The 19,752-nt window shown below is 43.6% G+C and carries 17 protein-coding genes; 4 read left to right on the plus strand and 13 right to left on the minus strand.

Annotation, left to right across the window (positions count from 1 at the left end; translation table 11 throughout):
* Window positions 1–390 precede the first annotated feature (390 nt).
* Window positions 391–1,536 (plus strand): Na/Pi symporter, encoded by a 1,146-nt coding sequence (locus CW749_RS11820; protein ID WP_180958394.1) that lies wholly within the window; start codon window positions 391–393, stop codon window positions 1,534–1,536.
* Window positions 1,537–1,775: 239 nt separating this feature from the next.
* On the opposite strand, the gene CW749_RS11825 is transcribed toward CW749_RS11820, so the two are convergent.
* From CW749_RS11825 to rppH, 5 genes are all read right to left on the minus strand, one after another.
* Window positions 1,776–2,627: a thymidylate synthase gene (locus tag CW749_RS11825; protein ID WP_101112340.1), complete on the minus strand. Its 852-nt coding sequence runs from the start codon at window positions 2,625–2,627 to the stop codon at window positions 1,776–1,778.
* Between the two features lie 8 nt (window positions 2,628–2,635).
* Window positions 2,636–3,448: a prolipoprotein diacylglyceryl transferase gene (lgt, locus tag CW749_RS11830; protein WP_101112341.1), complete on the minus strand. Its 813-nt coding sequence runs from the start codon at window positions 3,446–3,448 to the stop codon at window positions 2,636–2,638.
* A gap of 98 nt (window positions 3,449–3,546) precedes the next feature.
* Complete coding sequence (locus CW749_RS11835) at window positions 3,547–4,344, minus strand: sulfite exporter TauE/SafE family protein (RefSeq protein ID WP_101112342.1); 798 nt, start codon at window positions 4,342–4,344, stop codon at window positions 3,547–3,549.
* 8 nt (window positions 4,345–4,352) lie between these two features.
* Window positions 4,353–6,602 carry a phosphoenolpyruvate--protein phosphotransferase gene (gene ptsP / locus CW749_RS11840; protein WP_101112343.1) on the minus strand — a complete coding sequence of 750 codons (2,250 nt, stop codon included), beginning with the start codon at window positions 6,600–6,602 and terminating at the stop codon, window positions 4,353–4,355.
* A gap of 4 nt (window positions 6,603–6,606) precedes the next feature.
* On the minus strand, window positions 6,607–7,125 hold the full coding sequence (rppH, locus tag CW749_RS11845; protein ID WP_101112344.1) for an RNA pyrophosphohydrolase: 519 nt from the start codon (window positions 7,123–7,125) through the stop codon (window positions 6,607–6,609).
* Window positions 7,126–7,756: 631 nt separating this feature from the next.
* On the opposite strand from rppH, the gene mutH reads away from it, so the two are divergent.
* Window positions 7,757–8,425 carry a DNA mismatch repair endonuclease MutH gene (gene mutH / locus CW749_RS11850; protein WP_101112373.1) on the plus strand — a complete coding sequence of 223 codons (669 nt, stop codon included), beginning with the start codon at window positions 7,757–7,759 and terminating at the stop codon, window positions 8,423–8,425.
* Window positions 8,426–8,461: 36 nt separating this feature from the next.
* On the opposite strand, the gene CW749_RS11855 is transcribed toward mutH, so the two are convergent.
* Window positions 8,462–8,767: a DUF6482 family protein gene (locus tag CW749_RS11855; RefSeq protein ID WP_101112345.1), complete on the minus strand. Its 306-nt coding sequence runs from the start codon at window positions 8,765–8,767 to the stop codon at window positions 8,462–8,464.
* Window positions 8,768–8,926: 159 nt separating this feature from the next.
* Between CW749_RS11855 and CW749_RS11860 the strand changes: the two genes are divergently transcribed.
* Entirely contained in the window at window positions 8,927–9,961 is a 1,035-nt protein-coding gene (locus CW749_RS11860) for an NADP(H)-dependent aldo-keto reductase (protein WP_101112346.1), read from the plus strand.
* A 64-nt stretch (window positions 9,962–10,025) separates the two neighbouring features.
* On the opposite strand, the gene CW749_RS11865 is transcribed toward CW749_RS11860, so the two are convergent.
* The 7 genes from CW749_RS11865 to xerD all read right to left on the minus strand — a co-directional run bounded on the left by CW749_RS11865 (window position 10,026) and on the right by xerD (window position 19,005).
* On the minus strand, window positions 10,026–10,277 hold the full coding sequence (locus tag CW749_RS11865; protein ID WP_101112347.1) for a DUF1127 domain-containing protein: 252 nt from the start codon (window positions 10,275–10,277) through the stop codon (window positions 10,026–10,028).
* Window positions 10,278–10,865: 588 nt separating this feature from the next.
* A complete protein-coding gene (gene vpsR / locus CW749_RS11870; protein ID WP_101112348.1) occupies window positions 10,866–12,203 on the minus strand; it encodes a cyclic-di-GMP-binding transcriptional regulator VpsR in 1,338 nt (445 codons plus the stop codon).
* A gap of 319 nt (window positions 12,204–12,522) precedes the next feature.
* Window positions 12,523–14,055: a lysine--tRNA ligase gene (lysS, locus tag CW749_RS11875; RefSeq protein WP_101112349.1), complete on the minus strand. Its 1,533-nt coding sequence runs from the start codon at window positions 14,053–14,055 to the stop codon at window positions 12,523–12,525.
* 33 nt (window positions 14,056–14,088) lie between these two features.
* A protein-coding gene (prfB, locus tag CW749_RS11880) for a peptide chain release factor 2 (RefSeq protein ID WP_101112350.1) occupies window positions 14,089–15,187 on the minus strand; the annotation gives its coding sequence in 2 pieces (ribosomal slippage) (window positions 14,089–15,111 and window positions 15,113–15,187; 1,098 coding nt in all).
* Window positions 15,188–15,535: 348 nt separating this feature from the next.
* Window positions 15,536–17,275, minus strand: coding sequence for a single-stranded-DNA-specific exonuclease RecJ (recJ, locus tag CW749_RS11885; RefSeq protein WP_101112351.1), 1,740 nt, complete (start codon window positions 17,273–17,275; stop codon window positions 15,536–15,538).
* Between the two features lie 64 nt (window positions 17,276–17,339).
* The gene (locus tag CW749_RS11890) at window positions 17,340–18,065 is read right to left on the minus strand and encodes a thioredoxin fold domain-containing protein (RefSeq protein ID WP_101112352.1); all 726 of its coding nucleotides are present in this window, start codon (window positions 18,063–18,065) and stop codon (window positions 17,340–17,342) included.
* A gap of 31 nt (window positions 18,066–18,096) precedes the next feature.
* Entirely contained in the window at window positions 18,097–19,005 is a 909-nt protein-coding gene (gene xerD / locus CW749_RS11895; RefSeq protein ID WP_101112353.1) for a site-specific tyrosine recombinase XerD, read from the minus strand.
* Window positions 19,006–19,153: 148 nt separating this feature from the next.
* Between xerD and fldB the strand changes: the two genes are divergently transcribed.
* Entirely contained in the window at window positions 19,154–19,672 is a 519-nt protein-coding gene (gene fldB / locus CW749_RS11900; RefSeq protein ID WP_101112354.1) for a flavodoxin FldB, read from the plus strand.
* Window positions 19,673–19,752: the final 80 nt, after the last annotated feature.

Consider the following 19,752-nt stretch of genomic DNA (forward strand, 5'->3'; position numbering starts at 1 on the left):
CTCAAAATGTGAAGAAACCATATGATACAACGCATCGTATAGAGACACTATATCTTCGGAATTTTCGATATATTAGTGTAAATATTTCGAATAAAACCGAACATACCCGAGACTTTTATGACAATGTGACAATAAGAAAGTGTGACAAATTGCAAATATCCAATAAAAAGCGCCCAACATCACTACTAACACACCAGTAAGCAATCCAATTTACATCAATAAATACAATGAGTTAAATCAACCATCATTTCAAGTTATCGATTGCGCAGAAAAAATAGCAAAAAAGCCCTTCTTAAACCTAAATGTCATATAACTGAAATATTTCATCTCTAGTATCGCTTTCAGATTCACTAACCGACCTAATTGAGAACGGTCACGGAGAAAAATATGATAAACCAAGCTACTTCAACAGCAGCGCCACATTCGGGTTCAGCTCGCTGGCTACGCTGGGCTAACTTGGCTTTCATGCTTTACCTACTATTACTTGCAGTTTCAATGGTAGGAAGTGGTTTTAAGTGGGCTTCAGGAGAACACGCTAAAACGCTTTTCGAATTTGCTTCTCACCCAGTTGCTGGTCTAATGATTGGTCTTGTTGCAACTGCATTAATTCAGTCGTCTAGTACTGTTACTTCTATTATTGTTGGACTTGTTGCTGGCGGCCTCCCCGTAGCGACAGCCATCCCTATGATCATGGGTGCTAACATTGGTACAACAGTTACCAATACGTTGGTCAGCTTGGGTCACGTTCGTTGCAAAGACGAATTTAAACGTGCATTCGCAAGTGCCACTATCCATGACTTCTTCAACCTTCTTGCTGTTATCATCTTCCTACCATTGGAAATGATGTTCGGTATTCTAGAGAAAATCTCTCATTGGCTTATTTCACCTATGCTTGCAACTGGTGATATGAGTATTAAGGGTTTCAACTTTATCAAGCCAATCACTAAACCTGTAGTGAGTGCTATCAAAGAGCCTCTTGCTTCGTTTGGTGACGTGGGTGGCGGTATCACGCTAATTATATTAGGTATCGCAACTATCTTTGTTGCTATCACCGTTATGGGTAAGCTGATGAAGAGCCTGATGGTTGGTCGAGCTCGTGACATCCTTAAAAATGCGATCGGTCGTGGACCTCTTCACGGTATCGCGTCAGGTTCCGTGGTTACTGTACTGGTTCAGTCTTCGTCCACAACAACAAGCTTGATGGTTCCACTAGTAGGTTCAGGTGTATTGAAAGTACGTGATGTTTACCCGTTTACTCTGGGTGCAAACATCGGCACATGTATTACTGCACTGCTAGCTGCAACCGCTGTTTCAGGTGAGTTTGCTGTGTTTGCTTTGCAGATTGCACTTGTTCATTTAGTGTTTAACGTGATGGCAACGGCATTTATCTACGGCATTCCATTCCTAAGAGAGCTACCAATCAAAGGAGCAGATCTGATTTCGGATATGGCAATGAAGAACAAGGCTGTGGTTGTTGGGTATCTACTGGCTGTATTCATTGTTATGCCAGGTACCATCTTAGCGCTTACCGCATAAAATCAGATACAGAACGTAAAAGCCCCTGCACTTATCAAGTGCAGGGGCTTTTTTGTTTCTTTAATCAGGCTTGTTTATCTCTAGGGGCTAGCCCGCGTATATAATGAAACACTCGAAATCAGATAGGCTTAGCCAAATCAAATAGGCGAACTTGTTTGACCAAGTACTACACGCTACAGAATTCATCCAAAAAAAACGCCACTTGAAGACAAGTGGCGTCGTTGAGTTTCTTTTAACAACTAAACCGAAAATGGATACTTAATCGCATCGTGGCATTGATAGCCCACTACTTCAAAATCATCCATGGTCACCCATGTTTCTAAATCTTCGAGAGATTGTATCTTAGGGTTAATTTTGATTTCAGGTGCAGGGAAAGGCTCTCGCTTCAACTGAACATCACGCATCAACTCTAGCTGATCTTCGTATATGTGCGCGTTGACAAGCTTGTGATACGCCTTTCCTGGCTTCTTACCCGTTATTTGCGCCATCAATGCTAAGAAAACGTACACTTGAACCATATTGAAATTTAAGCCCAGAGGAACGTCACAGGAGCGCTGTGTGCTATTTAAGTACAACGTATCACCAAGTAAGGAAAAGTGATGGCTATACATGCATGGACGTAAACAACCCATGTGGAATTCACCTGGGTTGTAAAAATTCAAGATTTCGCCACGGTCATCTACACCATTTGTTAAGTCATCGACAATCTTTCTGAGCTGGTCAATGTGTCCACCATCAGGCTTCGCCCAAGAACGCCCTTGCACACCGTACACACGCCCCATATCATCATCACCTTTGCGATAAGGGTTGTTAAGCCACGCGTCGTTGAGGTTTGCATTTGCATCCCACGTTTTGGTTCCTAATTTACGGAAATCTTCCGCATTATCGTAACCGCGAATATAGCCAAGTAGTTCAGCTACCGCAGCTTTCCAGAAACTCTTACGTGTTGTGACTAAGGGAAACTCTCCCGATGCGACATCGTAGGTCAAATCGGCGTTGATTACGGTTAGGCATCGCTTTCCCGTGCGCTCGTTTTCAATCCACGTACCCTCATCGACGATACGCTGACATAACTCTAAATACTGTTTCACTGTAGGCCTTAAACTTTAGATTTAACAGGTTGCTTGTTGGCGCTAAATGTCCAACCAATCAATGCTATACCACCAATCACCATTGGTAGTGATAAGATTTGTCCCATGGAGATCCAGTCTCCATAGAGACCAAGATGAGCGTCCGGTTCACGGAAGTATTCTATAATAAAACGGAAGCTGCCGTAGCCAAGCAAAAATACCCCTGAGACACTACCAGCAGGGCGAGGCTTCTTAATGAACCAGTTGATGATAAAGAAAAGTACGACACCTTCGAGGACAAACTCATACAACTGCGAAGGGTGTCTAGGAAGGTAGCCACCGCTCGGGAATAGTACAGCCCAAGGCACATCAGTTACACGTCCCCAAAGCTCATCATTCATAAAGTTACCGATGCGTCCCATTCCAAGCCCAAAAGGTACCAATGGTGCAATAAAATCAGTAACAGCGAAAACGGCTCTACCATTTCTACGCGCATACCAAGCCATGGCTGCGATCACGCCAAGAAGACCACCGTGGAAAGACATCCCTCCTGTCCAGATCTTGAACAAATACAGAGGGTCATCCAGAAAAACATCAAAGTTATAAAAGAATACGTAGCCAATACGCCCTCCTAATACAACCCCAAGAAAGCCTGCGAACAACAGGTCTGAAACTTGCTCACGCGTCCAGCCACTGTTTGGCATATCAGCACGACGATTTGCTAACCATAACGCAAATACAAAACCGACAAGGTACATCAGACCGTACCAGCGAAGTGCCAGTGGTCCGATAGAAAAAATAACAGGATCAATTTGAGGAAAGGTAATAAACCCCTGATTCATATTTAGTTCTCTTTACTGTTTCTAAGGGCTGTTGATGTATAAACTAACATCTGAATCCGTAATGCTTGGGGATAATCACGGTAAAAATTCAACAGCATCTAAATTGGTAACAACATTTTTCCAGCGATAAAAAGAAGGAAAACAGCGAATATTTTCTTTAATACTGCCGTTGGAAGCTTAGTCGCCCATTTGGCGCCTATACGAGTCGTTAATACGGATGTCGCCACAATACCAAATAATGCCGGCAAGTAAACATAGCCTAAGCTGTATTTAGGCAATCCTTGTGCTTCTAATCCATGTACAACAAATCCCGCCATTCCTGCTAAGGCAATAACACATCCGCAAACCGACGAAGAACCTATCGCTTTGCGCATTTCAACACCATGCCGGCTTAAAAATGGTACGGTCAATGAGCCGCCACCAATTCCAGCTAAACTTGATACAACGCCAATAAGACCACCGCAGCCTAAAGTGGTTCCAGCGGATGGCATTGGAGAAGTGGTAGCAGAACGCAAAGACATCAGCATTTGAATTGCCAGCGCCAACACGATAGCCCCAAATATTTTAATAAGGTATTGGGTGGGGATGGCTTCAGCAATAAACGAACCTGCTAATCCCCCGATAACCACCCCCGGCATCAACCATTTAATAACAAACATGTCTACGTTCCCTAACCGAAGGTGATTAAGAGCTGATGACCCAGACGTAAGTATGATGGTTGCTAAAGAAGTCGCTAAAGCGATGTGCATAATAAGATCGGTAGAGATATTCGCTGAGGGAAGAAGCCAAAGAAGCGCGGGCACAACAATTAAGCCTCCTCCAATCCCTAACAATCCTGCTAAGACGCCGACAACACTCCCCAGCAACAGGAACTGAAAGATTAGCTCTATGTTCAAGTGAACCTCTATTTTTTACCGGCGCGAACGAAACCAGCTAAGTCTTGTGCTTCCAAGTATTCGAAAACTTGGTCATGAATATTTTTTCCGTAAGGCTGAGACAACGCGCTTTTAGCTAACATCTGTAAGTCGGTCACCTTAGACTGTCTAAGTAGATATTTAACACGAGCTACGTTAGCGGTATTCATACTTAGCGAGCGATACCCTAACCCAACAAGTAATAAAGCGCCAATAGGATCCCCAGCCAATTCCCCACAAATGCTAACAGATAAGTTATGCGTTCGACATGTTGCCTCGATTTGCGCCAGAGCTTGAATCACGGCAGGGTGAACAGACTCATAAACTCCCGATACTCGGGCATTGTTTCTGTCCACCGCTAGCAAATATTGGGTCAAATCGTTGGTGCCGACCGATACAAAATCAATTTTATCAGCCATAAATGACAATAAATAGAGCATGGAAGGGACTTCCAACATGACACCAATTTGTGGTTTTAACACGTTATGATGGGTTTGCGATACCTCATCATAAGCTTGCTGGATGAGTGCCAGCGCATCGTCTAATTCTTGGTTTCCTGACAACATAGGAAGAAGAATACTCAAGTTGCTCAAGCCATCACTGGCTTTCAACATGGCACGCAGTTGTATCAAGAAGATATCAGGATGGTCGAGTGTAAAACGAATGCCTCGCCACCCCAAAAATGGATTGTCTTCTTCAATCGGCAAATAAGGTAGTGGTTTATCTCCCCCGACATCTAGGGTTCGCATGACTACTTGTTTGTTTGGGTAGGTTTCCAATACCCGTCGATATTGTTGATATTGCTCTTCTTCTGAAGGAAAGCGATGCTGAAGCAGAAAAGATATCTCGGTCCGATATAAACCAACACCATTGACACCTTGGTTAACTGAAATGTTAGTGTCGGCGCTCAAACCCGCATTAAGCAATACATTTACATGGCAGCCATCTTTTGTTTTTGCTTCTTCTTTGAGTTCTCCTTCCACCATTTTAGAGAGCTCAAACTCTTCGTCTCGTAACGATCGGTATTCGTTGAGAAGCTGGGCAGGTGGATCGACAAAGATTTCACCACTATAACCATCAACAATGCCTGGCTTACCAGTGAGCTTTTGAGGCGTAACGCTTGCGCCCATAATCGCGGGAATACCTAAAGCACGAGACAAAATCGCCGCATGCGAATTTGCCGCCCCTTCGATTGAAATCACCCCTAATAGCTTGTCTTTGGGTAAACTTGCTAACGTAGAAGCGGTCAGTTCATTCACAACAAGAATCACTGGCTGGTGAAGCTCCAGTTCGCCCACTTCATTAGAATGGAGAAAATACAGCAGCCTTTGACCAAGCTCTCGAATATCCTGAGCACGCTCACGCAAGTAAACATCCGACATCTGAGCAAAACGGTTAGAATACGTCTCCACCACTTGGCGCAACGCCCAATCCGCTCGGTCTCCTTTTTGAATTTGCTCTTTGAGATCATTCCTCAACATAGGATCGTTAAGAAGATGAGTAAACAAATCAAAAATGGCCAATGTATCTTTGTTTATATCATTATCTAGCTTCTTTCTAAGTCGTCTGAAATCCGCCTTTGCACTTTCTATGGCAAGCGCTAGCCATTCTTGTTCTTGATCTACATTTAACGTACTTGCAGGGTAGATATCCGAAAGCTTAGGCTGAGTATCATCCCACCAAAAATCACCCACCGCGACACCAGGTGATGCCGCTATTCCCGCCATTTTCTGACTATTGGCGTCATTCAGCAGCCAATGCCCTTGTGCCTGTGCATGAGCAATAATAACGGCAAGCTGAGCAGAGAGAGTGACGAGAAATGACTCTTCCATCTCTGAAAAAAGTCGCGGAGATTTCTGCTGAATAACAAGTACACCAAGTACTTGCTTGCGGTGAATAATAGGTGTGCCTAGAAAGGAATGGTAAATTCCCTCCCCAAGTTGAGGAAAGAATTTAAAATTGGGATGAGAAGACACTTCCGCTAAGTTAAGTGGTTCGGCGGTTCTGCGAACCAAACCCACCAAACCCTCATGATAACCAATATGAATTTTGTCGCCTTCAAACTTTAAGCCTTTAGTGGCCATCAGCTCTAGTCGGGATAACTCATCGTTAGCAAAATAAAATGTGCAGCACTCAGTTTGCATAGCGTGACACGTTTCTTTAACCAAAACATCCAAAGCCTCATGGATGTGTTCAACTCTAGAAACCTGTTCTACGATATCCCTCAACTGAGTGAGCATTTAGTTATCCTCTCCGATTCTTTCGCTTACCTTTTACTTTTCGTTCTCTGAACGGCATTGCAAGCGTAGCAAACTCTTTCATCGCACGCCGATAAACGTCACGCTTAAACGAAACAACCTGTCTTACTGGGTACCAATAACTGACCCATCTCCAACCATCAAATTCAGGGGTACTGCCACGTTGCATATTGATTCTAGACTCGTCACAGTCTAATCGTAGCAAGAACCATTTCTGTTTTTGTCCGATACAAACGGGTTTTGAATCCCATCGTACCAATCGTTTGGGTAGCTTATAGCGTAGCCAATGACGACTGGTCGCGACGACTTTAACGTCTTTTTGAGTTAAACCCACTTCTTCATACAGCTCACGAAACATTGCTTCTTCTGGTGTTTCGCCTTCATCAATTCCTCCTTGAGGGAATTGCCATGAATGCTGTCCGTATCGTTTCGCCCAGAATACCTGACCATGGTTGTTACAAATTACAATTCCCACATTTAAGCGGTAACCATCGCCATCGATCACTGGCTAACCTCTAATATAAATCTCTGTTAAGTGTGATTTTTCCACATATCCCCAATAGGGGCAAACTTACATGTCGCATAATGCGTTTTTTTCTGTCAGACAAGCACCGCACTGGATAAGTTTTCATCAAAGAGGAAGTTATCAACACAGGAATGAGACCAACTCCACATTTATTCACCTTTTCTGTGAATAAGTGTGTGAAGAAACCGATTACAAGGCAATTGACGTGATCTAAGATCTTCAAAGGCACCTTAGACAAGAATCACCAAAAACAACAAAAACACTTTAAATACAACAATATAAATAATTATTACTTTTAACTATAAGCTGAAATTTTCAATGAATTTAATCCACTCTTCAGATCGGTCAAAGATCAACCACAGGTTTCCTTATCCACACAAAGTGGTTAAATTTTAGCTCAAAGTTAAAATACAGGCAGAAAAACAATCAATAAAACCCTGATTATAGATCCAGTTCTTTTATTTACTTGAGTATTAAACTAAGGTCTGTGGATAAGTTGGGAAAAGATCTTTGGCGTACATTTATAAAAATGTCAGATCCAATTTCGATGTTAAGTCATTCGTTCCATAGTTATGATAAAGTGACTCTTTTATTGCTGTATTCACATTCCATGAAACCCACACCAACATCCGAGCAAGAACTTCATACTCGCGCCATTAATATTGCAGGCTATACGTTAAGTGAGCTAGCAGAAGAAGCTGGAATCTCCGTGCCTGAAAACCTGAGAAGAGATAAAGGTTGGGTGGGTCAATTACTTGAGTGGCATTTAGGGGCAATTGCAGGCAGTAAGCCACAGCAGGATTTTGTTGATCTTGGGATCGAACTCAAAAGCATTCCTATCAGCCATAAAGGGGCCCCACTAGAAACCACATTTGTGGCTGTCGCCCCCTTAATCGGTGTACAAGGACTAACGTGGGAAAATAGCCACATACGACAAAAACTATCGCGGGTACTCTGGGTTCCTGTTGAAGGCGAAAGAGAATTGCCTGTCGCTGAACGTAAAGTTGGCTTTCCTGTTCTATGGTCGCCCAATGAAAAAGAAGCGCAAATCTTAAAGCAAGATTGGGAAGAGCTGATGGAACAAATCGTTCTAGGGCAAGTAGAACAGATTACAGCTCGACATGGAGAAGCTCTACAACTTCGTCCCAAAGCAGCCAACAGTCGAGCACTCACTGAAGCCTATGGAGCAAATGGCACGCCAATCATGACACTCCCAAGAGGCTTTTATTTAAAGAAAGGATTCACGCAAAGGATCTTAGAACAGTTTTTTGATCAATGAGCCTTTGAGTGTTTGGAGGCGGTTCAATTCGCCGCCCTAGTGAATAGACATCTCAATATCATGGTAAAGCGCCATGCCACTCTCTCCGCATTCGTCATAAACGTTGTGTAGCCTTAAATAGGCTGTATGAACCCCCATTTTATGCAGTGCGCTTTTTACCAACTCCAATGAATCAAAGTGCAATGGTTCTTCTTTGCCTCGGATAGGCTCCAACTTATGCTTATATTCTACCGCAAGCAAATAGCTGGATAGATTTGCACAGCTAATCACATAAATTTTAGGCTCTTTTCCCTGCTCAATATGCTTTGCATGCAACCAATGATTAAGCTGTTCTCTTTGCATAATTCTCTTCCCTGGATCATCAAATAACCATGCACTCTTTGCAGGTCATCTCTAAAGCATAGACAAGAATCGACTTAATGTTGAACAAATCATTAACAGTTTTTACTTGACCGCATCCATAACAATCAGTTTATAGTGAAGAAAAAATGAGGAATGTATATGCAATTAAAGAAGTTACCGCATTCAACTCTTGAGATCAGTCCGTTGTGTTTAGGTACCATGACATTCGGTGAACAAAACACCGAATCAGAGGCTTTTTCTCAACTTGATTACGCCTTAGAAAGAGGCATTAACTTTATCGATACCGCAGAAATGTACCCCGTTCCTCCTAACTCGGATACGCAAGGTCGAACAGAAGAATACATAGGAAACTGGATCAAAAAGTCGGGTAAGCGAGAAAAAGTGGTGCTCGCGACTAAAGTTGCAGGCCCAAGCGGTGTCCCTTATATCCGTGAAGACATGGCACTCGACTGGCGTAACATCCACCTAGCCATCGACGAGAGTTTAAATCGCCTACAAACAGAGTATGTCGACCTCTACCAGATCCATTGGCCGCAACGAAAAACGAATTGTTTTGGACAGCTGAATTACCCTTATCCTGATGACCAAAATGACACTCCAATTCTAGAAACTTTAGAAGCCTTGGCTGATGTTGTTAAACAAGGAAAGGTTCGTTATATCGGGTTATCCAATGAAACACCTTGGGGAGTGATGAGTTATTTAAGGCTGGCGGAGAAGCACGACTTACCAAGAGCCATCACAATCCAGAATCCATACAACCTATTGAATCGTACGTTTGAAGTAGGGCTCTCTGAAATCGCTCACAATGAAGGTGTTGAATTACTCGCATACTCACCGCTTGCGTTTGGCGCACTCAGTGGAAAATATTTGAATGATGCGAAACCAGAAGGTGCGCGCTGCACGCTTTACGAACGTTTCGTTCGCTACTTTACTCCAAACGGAGTGAAGGCAACGGAAGCTTACGTAAAATTAGCGAAAGAGCACGGATTAGATCCTGCTCAAATGGCATTGGCATTTGTGAATCAGCGTCCATTCGTTGCATCCAACATCATTGGTGCAACCACGATGGAGCAGTTGAAGAGTAATATCGACAGTTTAGAAGTGGATCTATCAGAAGAGTTGCTAGCGTCTCTACAAGAGATTGGAGTGCAATACTCCAATCCTTGCCCCTGATTAACAGGTAACGTTTAGATTTTAGGGGCTAAGTACTAATAGAATAAGTACTTAGCCCCTTTTGCTACGTTGGAATTCGCGTTCGTAATAATCGTCTAAGGTGACGAACACGGCGTTCCGCGGTGGCTGATGGTTGCTCATTTGTACCAATTTGACGACCTTCAGGGTCAAGACCAATATCTTGAAGCAAATGTGCGTTGTGCCATGGAATGTTGTGCTGAGCCCTTTTCACTCTGCGCTTCCACGCACGATCTTCACGGTTAATATCTGCTTTTACTAAAAATGTGGCCAGTTGGATGTAAATAGAGTGACGCATAACTTTTTCTCCAGAAAATAAATATATAGGCTGGAAAAAGCGGTCAAAAAAACAGGATAGATTTTTATGGACTGTCCAAGTTAGACCGCTTCTCCGCGGCCCAAATGGTCACGGATTAATTAACGTTGCTTAGGTGTAGAGGTACCACGGGTATCCATGGCAAGACCTAGATCATTGGCGACACAATCATGCTGTGCGATAAAAATGTTTAGCATTTTGTGCCTCCTACTGTTAACTAATCCAAAATTGAAATGATAAATGGTGACTTGCTGTCACGGTTAAATTCTAACCCCAAGAGGATATATTTCAAGCGCATATTCACGCAGTTTATAAAAAAAGCCAATTCATCTGTATGCAACTTAACCGGAGCTTGAATAGCAGAATATATCGCAAATTATGGGTTATATATCAGAACAAAAATTCATATAACACCTTAATTAACAAACGATAAGAATACGGTTCACCACTTAAGTATTGTTTTTACCTGCTATTACTCACCTATTTTCTAGTTTTCACTAGCCAATAAAAAAACGCCCACTTAAAATAAGTGAGCGTTTTGTAAAGCAGTCATACTGATTGATGTCAGAATTATGCTCTGGTTTCCGATATGAGATTGTGCTTATTCAAAAGGCGGTACATGGTAGCGCGAGAAACACCCAACTCTTTAGCTGCTGGAGTCACTTGACCATCATGCGATTCCAATACAAGTACTAGCGCATCGCGTTCTGAACGTTCACGAATACTTCGCAAACTTCTCTGGTTATCGGCACGTTTTGGTAAATCCAGTTGAGACTCTTCAATAACGACTGAATCTGACATCAACACAACGCGTTTTATTTGATTCATTAACTCTCGAACATTTCCAGGCCAATGGTGCTGAGTTAATGCTCTTATTGCTTGATCAGAGAAGCTTCTCGCTTGCGCGTTGTACTCACGTGAGTATACGTTCAAGTAGTGATTTGCCAGTACAGCAATGTCACCTGAGCGCTCTTTCAAACTCGGAACATTAATCCTTAACACGTTAAGGCGATGATAAAGTTCTTCGTTGAAGTCATCATCCAACAGGGCTTTTTCCATATCAGAATGGTTAGCAACCAAAATTCTGACATCCACTTCTTTCGCCCCTTCTTTTGTTTCGACTTTTCCTTCCTGTAAATAGAACAGCAAATGCTGTTGCTGAGATAATGGCATGTTCAAAATGTCGTTGAATAAGATGGTTCCTCCATCGGCTTGTTCTAACAGTGGTGACTCTCCCCAGTCGTCGCCTCTGTCGATGCCGAATATGTCCATCTCCATTCTCTGCTCTGATATCGCTCCGCAGTTCACACTAAAAAATGGACCTTTAGAACGTGCCGATGTGGTATGTATCGCTTGAGCGACTTTTTCTTTACCCGATCCTGATTCCCCAAAAATCAAAATGCTGACATCGGTAGGTCCGATTCTTCGAACCTGATCTCGCAGACGTTTTATAGGCATTGACTCCCCAATCATACCCATATCACTAGTTTGACCATAGCTCGGCCAAACTTTCTTCTCCAGTTTCAGCATTCCAAGTTGGTGGCCAATTGTATTGAGAAGTTGTGCGTCTGGTATGGGCGCAGTAAAAAAATCAATACAAAAGTTTACTATGAACTGACATATGGTATCAGAGCTCAATTGAGACTCCCTGATAAATGCCAGCCAACGAACCTGCTTGTGGCTGCTGACTAAATTTGCCAGACCGTTGAGACTGAACTCATCCTGGCTTAAATCAACAATCCCAATGCAAGGACCAATCTCTGAGAACAATGTTTGTGCTTCACGAAGGTCATCACATCGCTGGCAACGCCAACCTACCTGCTCTAATACTGCAAGCCAAGGTTCGTATGTGCCTCCAACAACAACAAGTGAACCCGGTACAGAATCCATTCGGAATTGAGTACCCATTAATACTTCCTTAATCAATCTATATTGTTGTTACGATCTTCATCGTGGTTTTAAGGTGCGTGACGATTTAAAAACGATTTACATATGAATTAATCTTGCGACAATAAAACGTCTCATAGTTAAGACATAGTATAATTTGTTAAACAGTCAAGCAGGAACAGACTAACCAATAACCGTTGTCAATAGTGAGACACATAAAGATAAAGTGAAAAGATCGCTCATTTTGCAGAGCAAAATCACATATTTATAAAATTTCAGCGCTCAAATTAAGATCAAAAAAGCCACCCGAAGGTGGCTTTAATTTTGAGACATAAAATTTTTACTGCTGTGGTCGCATCGCTGGGAATAAAATTACATCACGAATGGTATGCGTGTTTGTGAATAGCATCGCCAATCGGTCTATACCAATTCCCTGACCTGCCGTCGGCGGCAAACCGTGTTCAAGTGCAGTAATGTAATCCGCATCGTAATACATTGCTTCATCATCACCCGCATCTTTTGCGTCAACCTGCGCTTTAAAGCGAGCGTCTTGATCTTCTGCATCATTCAATTCTGAGAAGCCATTCGCCACTTCACGACCGCCGATAAAGAACTCGAAACGGTCTGTAAAGAACGGGTTGTCATCACTACGACGAGCCAATGGAGAAATGTCCGCTGGGTAACCTGTAATGAATGTAGGCTGGATGAGTTGAGGCTCAGCCGTTTCACCAAAGATTTCTTCAAGCAACTGACCACAAGTCCAGAACGTTTCCACTTCAACGTGAACCGATTTTGCAATCGCAACCATCTTTTCACGATCTTGAAGGTCTTCTTCTGTAAGCGCTTGAATGTCTGCGTGCTCTGGGTTGTAGTGCTTGATCGCTTCAAACATACTCATTCGAGCATATTGACCACCAAATTCGACTGTCTCATCACCATAAGGCATAGACGTTGAACCAAGAACATCCAGTGCAACCGTGCTGAGCATCTCTTCCGTTAGATCCATTAAATCTTTGTAGTCAGAGTACGCTTGGTAGAATTCCATCATGGTGAATTCTGGGTTGTGGCGAGGCGATAAACCTTCGTTACGGAAGTTACGGTTGATTTCGAATACGCGATCAAACCCTCCAACAACCAAACGCTTTAGGTAAAGCTCTGGTGCAACACGTAAGTACATGTCAATGTCTAGCGCATTGTGGTGAGTAATGAACGGGCGAGCTGTAGCACCGCCTGGGATCACGTGCATCATTGGCGTTTCAACTTCTAGGTAGCCTTTGCCACTCATGAAGTTACGGATTGATGACACCAACTTAGAACGAACGATAAACGCTTGGCGAGAATCTTCGTTTACGATGAGATCGACATAGCGCTGACGGTAACGCATTTCTTGGTCCGTCAAACCATGGAATTTCTCAGGAAGAGGGCGCAATGCTTTGGTCAGCAATTCGTACTCTTCCATATTTACGTATAAGTCACCTTTACCAGACTTGTGCAGTGCACCTGTTACACCGATGATGTCACCGATGTCTAAGCCTTGGTATTTCTCTTTGAGTTCTTTTTGAACTGGTTTTGCTGCGTAAGCCTGAATGCGACCAGATGTTTCCTGAATCACAAGGAAAGGACCACGCTTGGCCATGATTCGGCCAGCAATAGAAACAGTATGATTCAGCGCTTCCAGTTCTTCTTTGCTCTTTTCACCGAACTCCTTCTGAAGGTCGCCAGCCAAGCTGTCACGACGGAAGTCGTTTGGGTGACCGTTCGCATCACAGTTCTTGCGAATTTCATCCAATTTCGCGCGACGCTCTGCGATCAGCTTGTTCTCTTCTTGCGAATGGGCTTCTTGTTGGGTTTCGTTTTGAACAGCATCAGTCATTTTCGATGTATCCTGTCGATTGTCGGTGAAAGCTTACAAACCTGATTTCAGGCTGGCTTCGATAAATTTGTCTAGATCGCCGTCTAGAACCGCTTGTGTATTGCGATTCTCGACGCCGGTGCGTAAATCTTTAATGCGTGAATCATCCAAAACGTAAGAACGGATTTGGCTTCCCCAGCCGATGTCCGATTTCGCGTCTTCATTGGCTTGCTTTTCCGCATTTTGCTTTTGTAATTCAAGCTCGAATAGCTTCGCTCGAAGCTGTTTCATCGCCTGATCTTTGTTCTTATGCTGAGAACGATCGTTCTGGCACTGCACCACAGTATTGGTTGGAAGGTGAGTAATACGCACCGCTGATTCCGTGGTGTTAACGTGCTGTCCACCCGCACCCGACGCACGATAAACATCGATACGAAGGTCCGAAGGGTTCACATCAATGTCGATGTTTTCATCAATCTCTGGGTAAATAAACGCAGACGCAAAGGATGTATGGCGACGACCACCTGAGTCAAATGGCGATTTTCGAACCAAACGATGAACACCCGTTTCTGTGCGAAGCCAGCCGTAAGCGTATTCACCAGAAATACGAACTGTGGCCGATTTCAAGCCTGCGACATCACCTTCAGACACTTCAATGACTTCTGCTTTAAAGCCTTTTGATTCGGCCCAGCGCAAATACATGCGTAGCATCATGTTGGTCCAGTCTTGTGCTTCTGTACCACCAGAGCCCGCTTGTAAATCGATGTAGCAGTCTGAAGAGTCGTGATCGCCTGCAAACATGCGGCGGAATTCGAGTTTCCCAAGTTTCAGTTCAAGTTCAACCAACTCAGGGTCGATTTCATCGAACGTTTCTTGATCTTCTTCTTCGATCGCTAGCTCTAGAAGGCCATCTACGTCTTCTACGCCTTGATCAAGCAAGTCGATAGTTTCAACGACTGCTTCAAGAGAAGCTCGCTCTTTACCTAGAGCTTGTGCACGCTCAGGTTCATTCCATACATCAGGTTGTTCTAGTTCTGCGTTAACCTCTTCTAGACGCTCTTTCTTAGCGTCATAGTCAAAGGTACCCCCTCAGGACATTCGTGCGCTCTGTCACGTCCTGTAGGCGGTTTTTAATGGGATTGATTTCAAACATGTCTGCTCAATTTCTGTATAATTTAACCGAGGAATTCTACTGAAAAATGTGACAGAGATACAGGAAAAATTTGCGTAATTTGAGCTTAGAAAATGAAGATGCCCGCTACTCTCAATCAGCAGCGGGACAGGGTTGAAAGGTCGTTTTGGTTACTTAACCTGAACTCGGGATAGGAGGTTAGCTAACCCAATAAAATAAATAAAAATTTTATATCGAGACATTCTAATGAGAAATTTTCACTTAAGACAAGGCGAAACCACGAACCAATAACGGGTTATTGGGAGAGGGTTCAACGCAGTATTCAGTGAAAAGAGCCATTAGAAAGCAAGTTGTTATCCCGAGTTCAGGTTACTTAGCTTCGATATGGTCGATCATCAATTGAAGTGACTGGTTGCCACGGAACTCATTAATATCAAGCTTGTACGCCAAACGTACCGTTTTTACCGATGCATCTGGCCATCGACGTAAATCCACGTTAAAGGCAATACCATCAATCATAATGTTGGTCGGGTGCCCCTTGTGTAAAGGCTCCAACATCAACTTTAGGTGTTTTTCACCCACCAGCTTTTGGTGCATTACTTTGAATTCACCATCAAACAGTGGCTCTGGAAACGCTTGTCCCCATGGCCCTGCTGAGCGCAATGTTTCCGCAACGTGCATGGAAAACTCTTCTGGCTGTAATTCGCCATCCGATAACAAAATGCCCTTTAGAGAGGCTTCATCTAAGTCATTACGAACAGCTTCATCAAATAACTGACTGAACTTTTCAAAATCAGATTCTTTAATTGTCAGACCTGCGGCCATGGCATGACCACCAAACTTGGCAATCAAGCCAGGGTTTTGAGTATCGATCTTATCCAGCGTATCACGCATATGTAGCCCGGGAATGGAGCGACAAGAGCCTTTGATATTTCCTTCGCCACCATCGGCAAACGCGATGACTGGACGATGAAACTTTTCTTTAATACGCGACGCCAAAATGCCAATCACACCTTGGTGCCAGTCTCGTTGAAACAAAACCAAACCGTAAGGCAGTTCTGCATTTTCACCAAACTGCAGCCGCTCACAAAATGCCATGGCTTCTTGCTTCATGCCCTCTTCAATCTCTTTTCGAGTTTGATTCAAGCCATCGAGTTCATTGGCCATGCGTCTTGCCGCGTGGATATTGTTACTCATCAATAACTCGACACCGAATGACATGTCATCAAGCCGACCCGCTGCGTTAATTCGAGGGCCTAACGCAAAGCCAAAATCGGACGCAACTAAACGTCGCGCATCACGCTTCGCCACTTCAATCAACGCTTGAATGCCAGGGCGTGCTTTACCAGCACGAATACGCTGTAGCCCTTGGTGAACCAAAATTCGGTTATTTTCATCCAGAGGAACCACATCTGCAACGGTACCCAACGCAACCAAATCAATAAGTTCCATCAACTTTGGTTCTTGCATACCTTGTGAGGCAAACCAATTGATCTTTCGCATATGCACGCACAGCGCCATCATCATATAAAATGCGACGCCCACACCTGCCAATGATTTTGATGGGAATTCGCAGCTTTCAAGATTAGGGTTCACTATGGCATCAGCATTTGGCAATTTATGACCCGGCAAATGGTGATCGGTAACAATGACTGTGATCCCTTTTTCTTTGGCATAACGGACGCCATCAATTGACGAAACACCATTATCCACAGTCATGATCACTTCTACGCCAAGTTCAATCGCTTGATCAACCACTTCTGGACTTAGCCCGTATCCATCCTCAAACCGGTTAGGAACCAGATAATCAACGTTATGGCTGCCCAGCATTCTCAACGCCAACACAGACAAGGCAGAGCTGGTCGCGCCATCGGCATCAAAATCACCAACAACAATAATCCGTTTTTTCTGTTGAATTGATTCAAACAAAAGTTCAACGGCTTGCGAAATTCCACCCAGTAACTGATAGGAGTGTAAAGCCTTGGCTGTGGTATCAAGTTGAGAGAGTGATTGAACTCCTCGTGCTGCGTAAATTCGCTGAAGCAGAGGCGAAATTGAATCGGGAAGAGAGTGAGGTGTATCTTGAGCGCGTCTTTGAATTTCGATCATATATTTGAATTTCAATCAGAGAGAATACGTTTGCCTGAGGTTTCCCTCAGGCATACGTTTAGTATTAGTTCAGTCTTTCCAGCTGAGCAGTAAGGTCATCTGGTGATAAGTAACCACCAATCACACTGCCGTTGCTAGTCACGATTGCAGGTGTGCCACGGACACCCATTTTAGAGCCTAAATCACGATGTGCGGCGATGGTGCTTAAACACTCTTCCTTTTCTCTGACTTTTTGGCTGAAGCTGCGCTGAAGTTTCATTTCATCCATAGCCGCTTTCTGATCGACAGAACACCAGATTTGTGACATCTGCTGACCGACTTGGCTTTGTACGCCTGCTCTAGGGTACGCCATGTAACGAACCGTAATCCCTTTCTCGTTGTACTCTTGCATCTGACGGTGCAATTTCAGGCAGTAACCGCAATCAATATCGGTAAATACGGTTACAACGTGTTTCTCTTCTTTGGCTTTGTATTCGATCCAGCTAGAAGAGAAGTCGCCAATTTTGTCGGCATAACGCTTAGCAATTACATCAGTAAAGTTGCCTTTGTCGTCTAGAGCGTAAATTTTACCTTGGATAAAGTAGTCGCCTTTCTGTGTAGACAAAAATAGCCCTTGATTGGTTTCTACTTCGTAAAGACCCGCGATGTCGCTGTCTGTTACGCTGCTTACTGCCAAGCCCAATTTACCGAATCGCTCTGTAATGGTACTGACATCTGCATCGGCCGCGAAAAGAGAAAAAGAAGCCAGCGCGCCAGCTGCTACTACACCAAGTTTGCGCAAAAATTGCATGATTTCACCTTAAAAAATAGTCATATACGAACTACGCCCTTGGGTGGTGTTGTTCGTGAATCTGTTTCAGTCGCTCGGTTGCGACGTGAGTATAAATTTGCGTGGTTGATAAGTCACTATGTCCTAACAACATTTGCACCACTCTCAAATCTGCACCGTAATTCAATAAATGCGTTGCAAAAGCATGGCGAAGTACGTGTGGTGATAATGCGTCAGAGTCAATATCTGCCAGCGCTGCGTAAAACTTTATTCGATGCCAAAAGGTTTGCCTTGTCATCTGTCGTGCACGTTTACTCGGGAACACAACGTCAGACGATTTTTCGCCTAATATGCTTGGACGTCCTTGTTCTAAAAAGGTTTCAATCCAATCGATGGCATTTTCTCCCATTGGAACTAATCGCTCTTTTCCACCCTTACCCATTACACGAACGACACCCTGACGTAAGCTGACATTTTCCATCGTCAGGCTCACCAGTTCAGTCACTCGTAGCCCAGTCGCATACAAGAGCTCAAGCATGGCTTTGTCGCGCAGTTCTATCGGGGCATTTGGGTCTGGTGCGTTGAGTAACGCTTCAACCTGCTCTTCACTCAAGTCTTTCGGGAGACGTTGTGGCAATTTAGGGCTAACTAACAAGGCACTGGGGTCATCTGCCCTTACTTTCTCTCGATGAAGATATTGAAACAAACGGCGTATAGCCGAAAGCATTCTCGCTCGAGAGGTTTGCTTAAAGCCTTGATCCATTAACCAAGATTGGTAATCTTGCAACCCTGAAACGCTGATAAAATCCAAACGGAAATTAGATTCAGCCATCCAATTCAATAATTTAAAAAGATCGTTTCGGTAGGAAGCGAGCGTGTTCTCAGATAGCCCTCTTTCCATCCACATTGCATCTAAAAACTGCTCTATCAAATAGCTATCGGGATGACTTACTTGCGTCATTCTTATCTCTCTTTCTACTTATATCAGTCACAGACTATGTGACACGCGAAAATAATACTATTAAATTCCTCTCAATAAGTATAAATCCTGCAATTCCTTCTCATTTCCCGTTAGAATCTGCCATCTCTACAATCAACAATCACAGATCATGAAAATCGGACTTTTTTACGGCTCTACAACTTTTTACACTGAAATGGCAGCAGAGAAGATTCGCGCCATCATTGGTGAAGACTTAGTGGATATATTTAATGTAAAAGACACACCACTATCATTAATGAACGACTATGATCTGTTAGTGCTTGGAATTTCCACGTGGGATTTCGGTGAAATTCAAGAGGATTGGAGTGCTGTATGGGAGCACATCGATGGCGTGTCGCTAAAAGGCAAACACGTCGCGTTATTCGGCTTAGGCGATCAAGAAGGTTATGGCGAGTGGTTTCTCGATGCGATGGGACTTCTTCATGACGAATTGAAAAAAACGGGCGCTCAGTTCATCGGTTACTGGAAAAATGAAGGCTATGAGTTCGAAGCATCGAAAGCATTGACAGAAGACAAGTCACATTTTGTAGGGTTGGCTTTGGATGAAGACTCCCAATACGAACTGAGTGATGCTCGAATTGAAGCGTGGTGTGAACAGATCCTAGTGGAATACCACGACGCGTTATAAAACTTTCGGTATCTGAATTCCAAACTTCAGTGCCAAATCGACACTAAACATGTATCGGTCTGGTAATGAATCAAAAAGGG

It is taken from the genome of Vibrio sp. vnigr-6D03 (genome assembly GCF_002835515.1).
Taxonomy (GTDB): domain Bacteria; phylum Pseudomonadota; class Gammaproteobacteria; order Enterobacterales; family Vibrionaceae; genus Vibrio; species Vibrio penaeicida.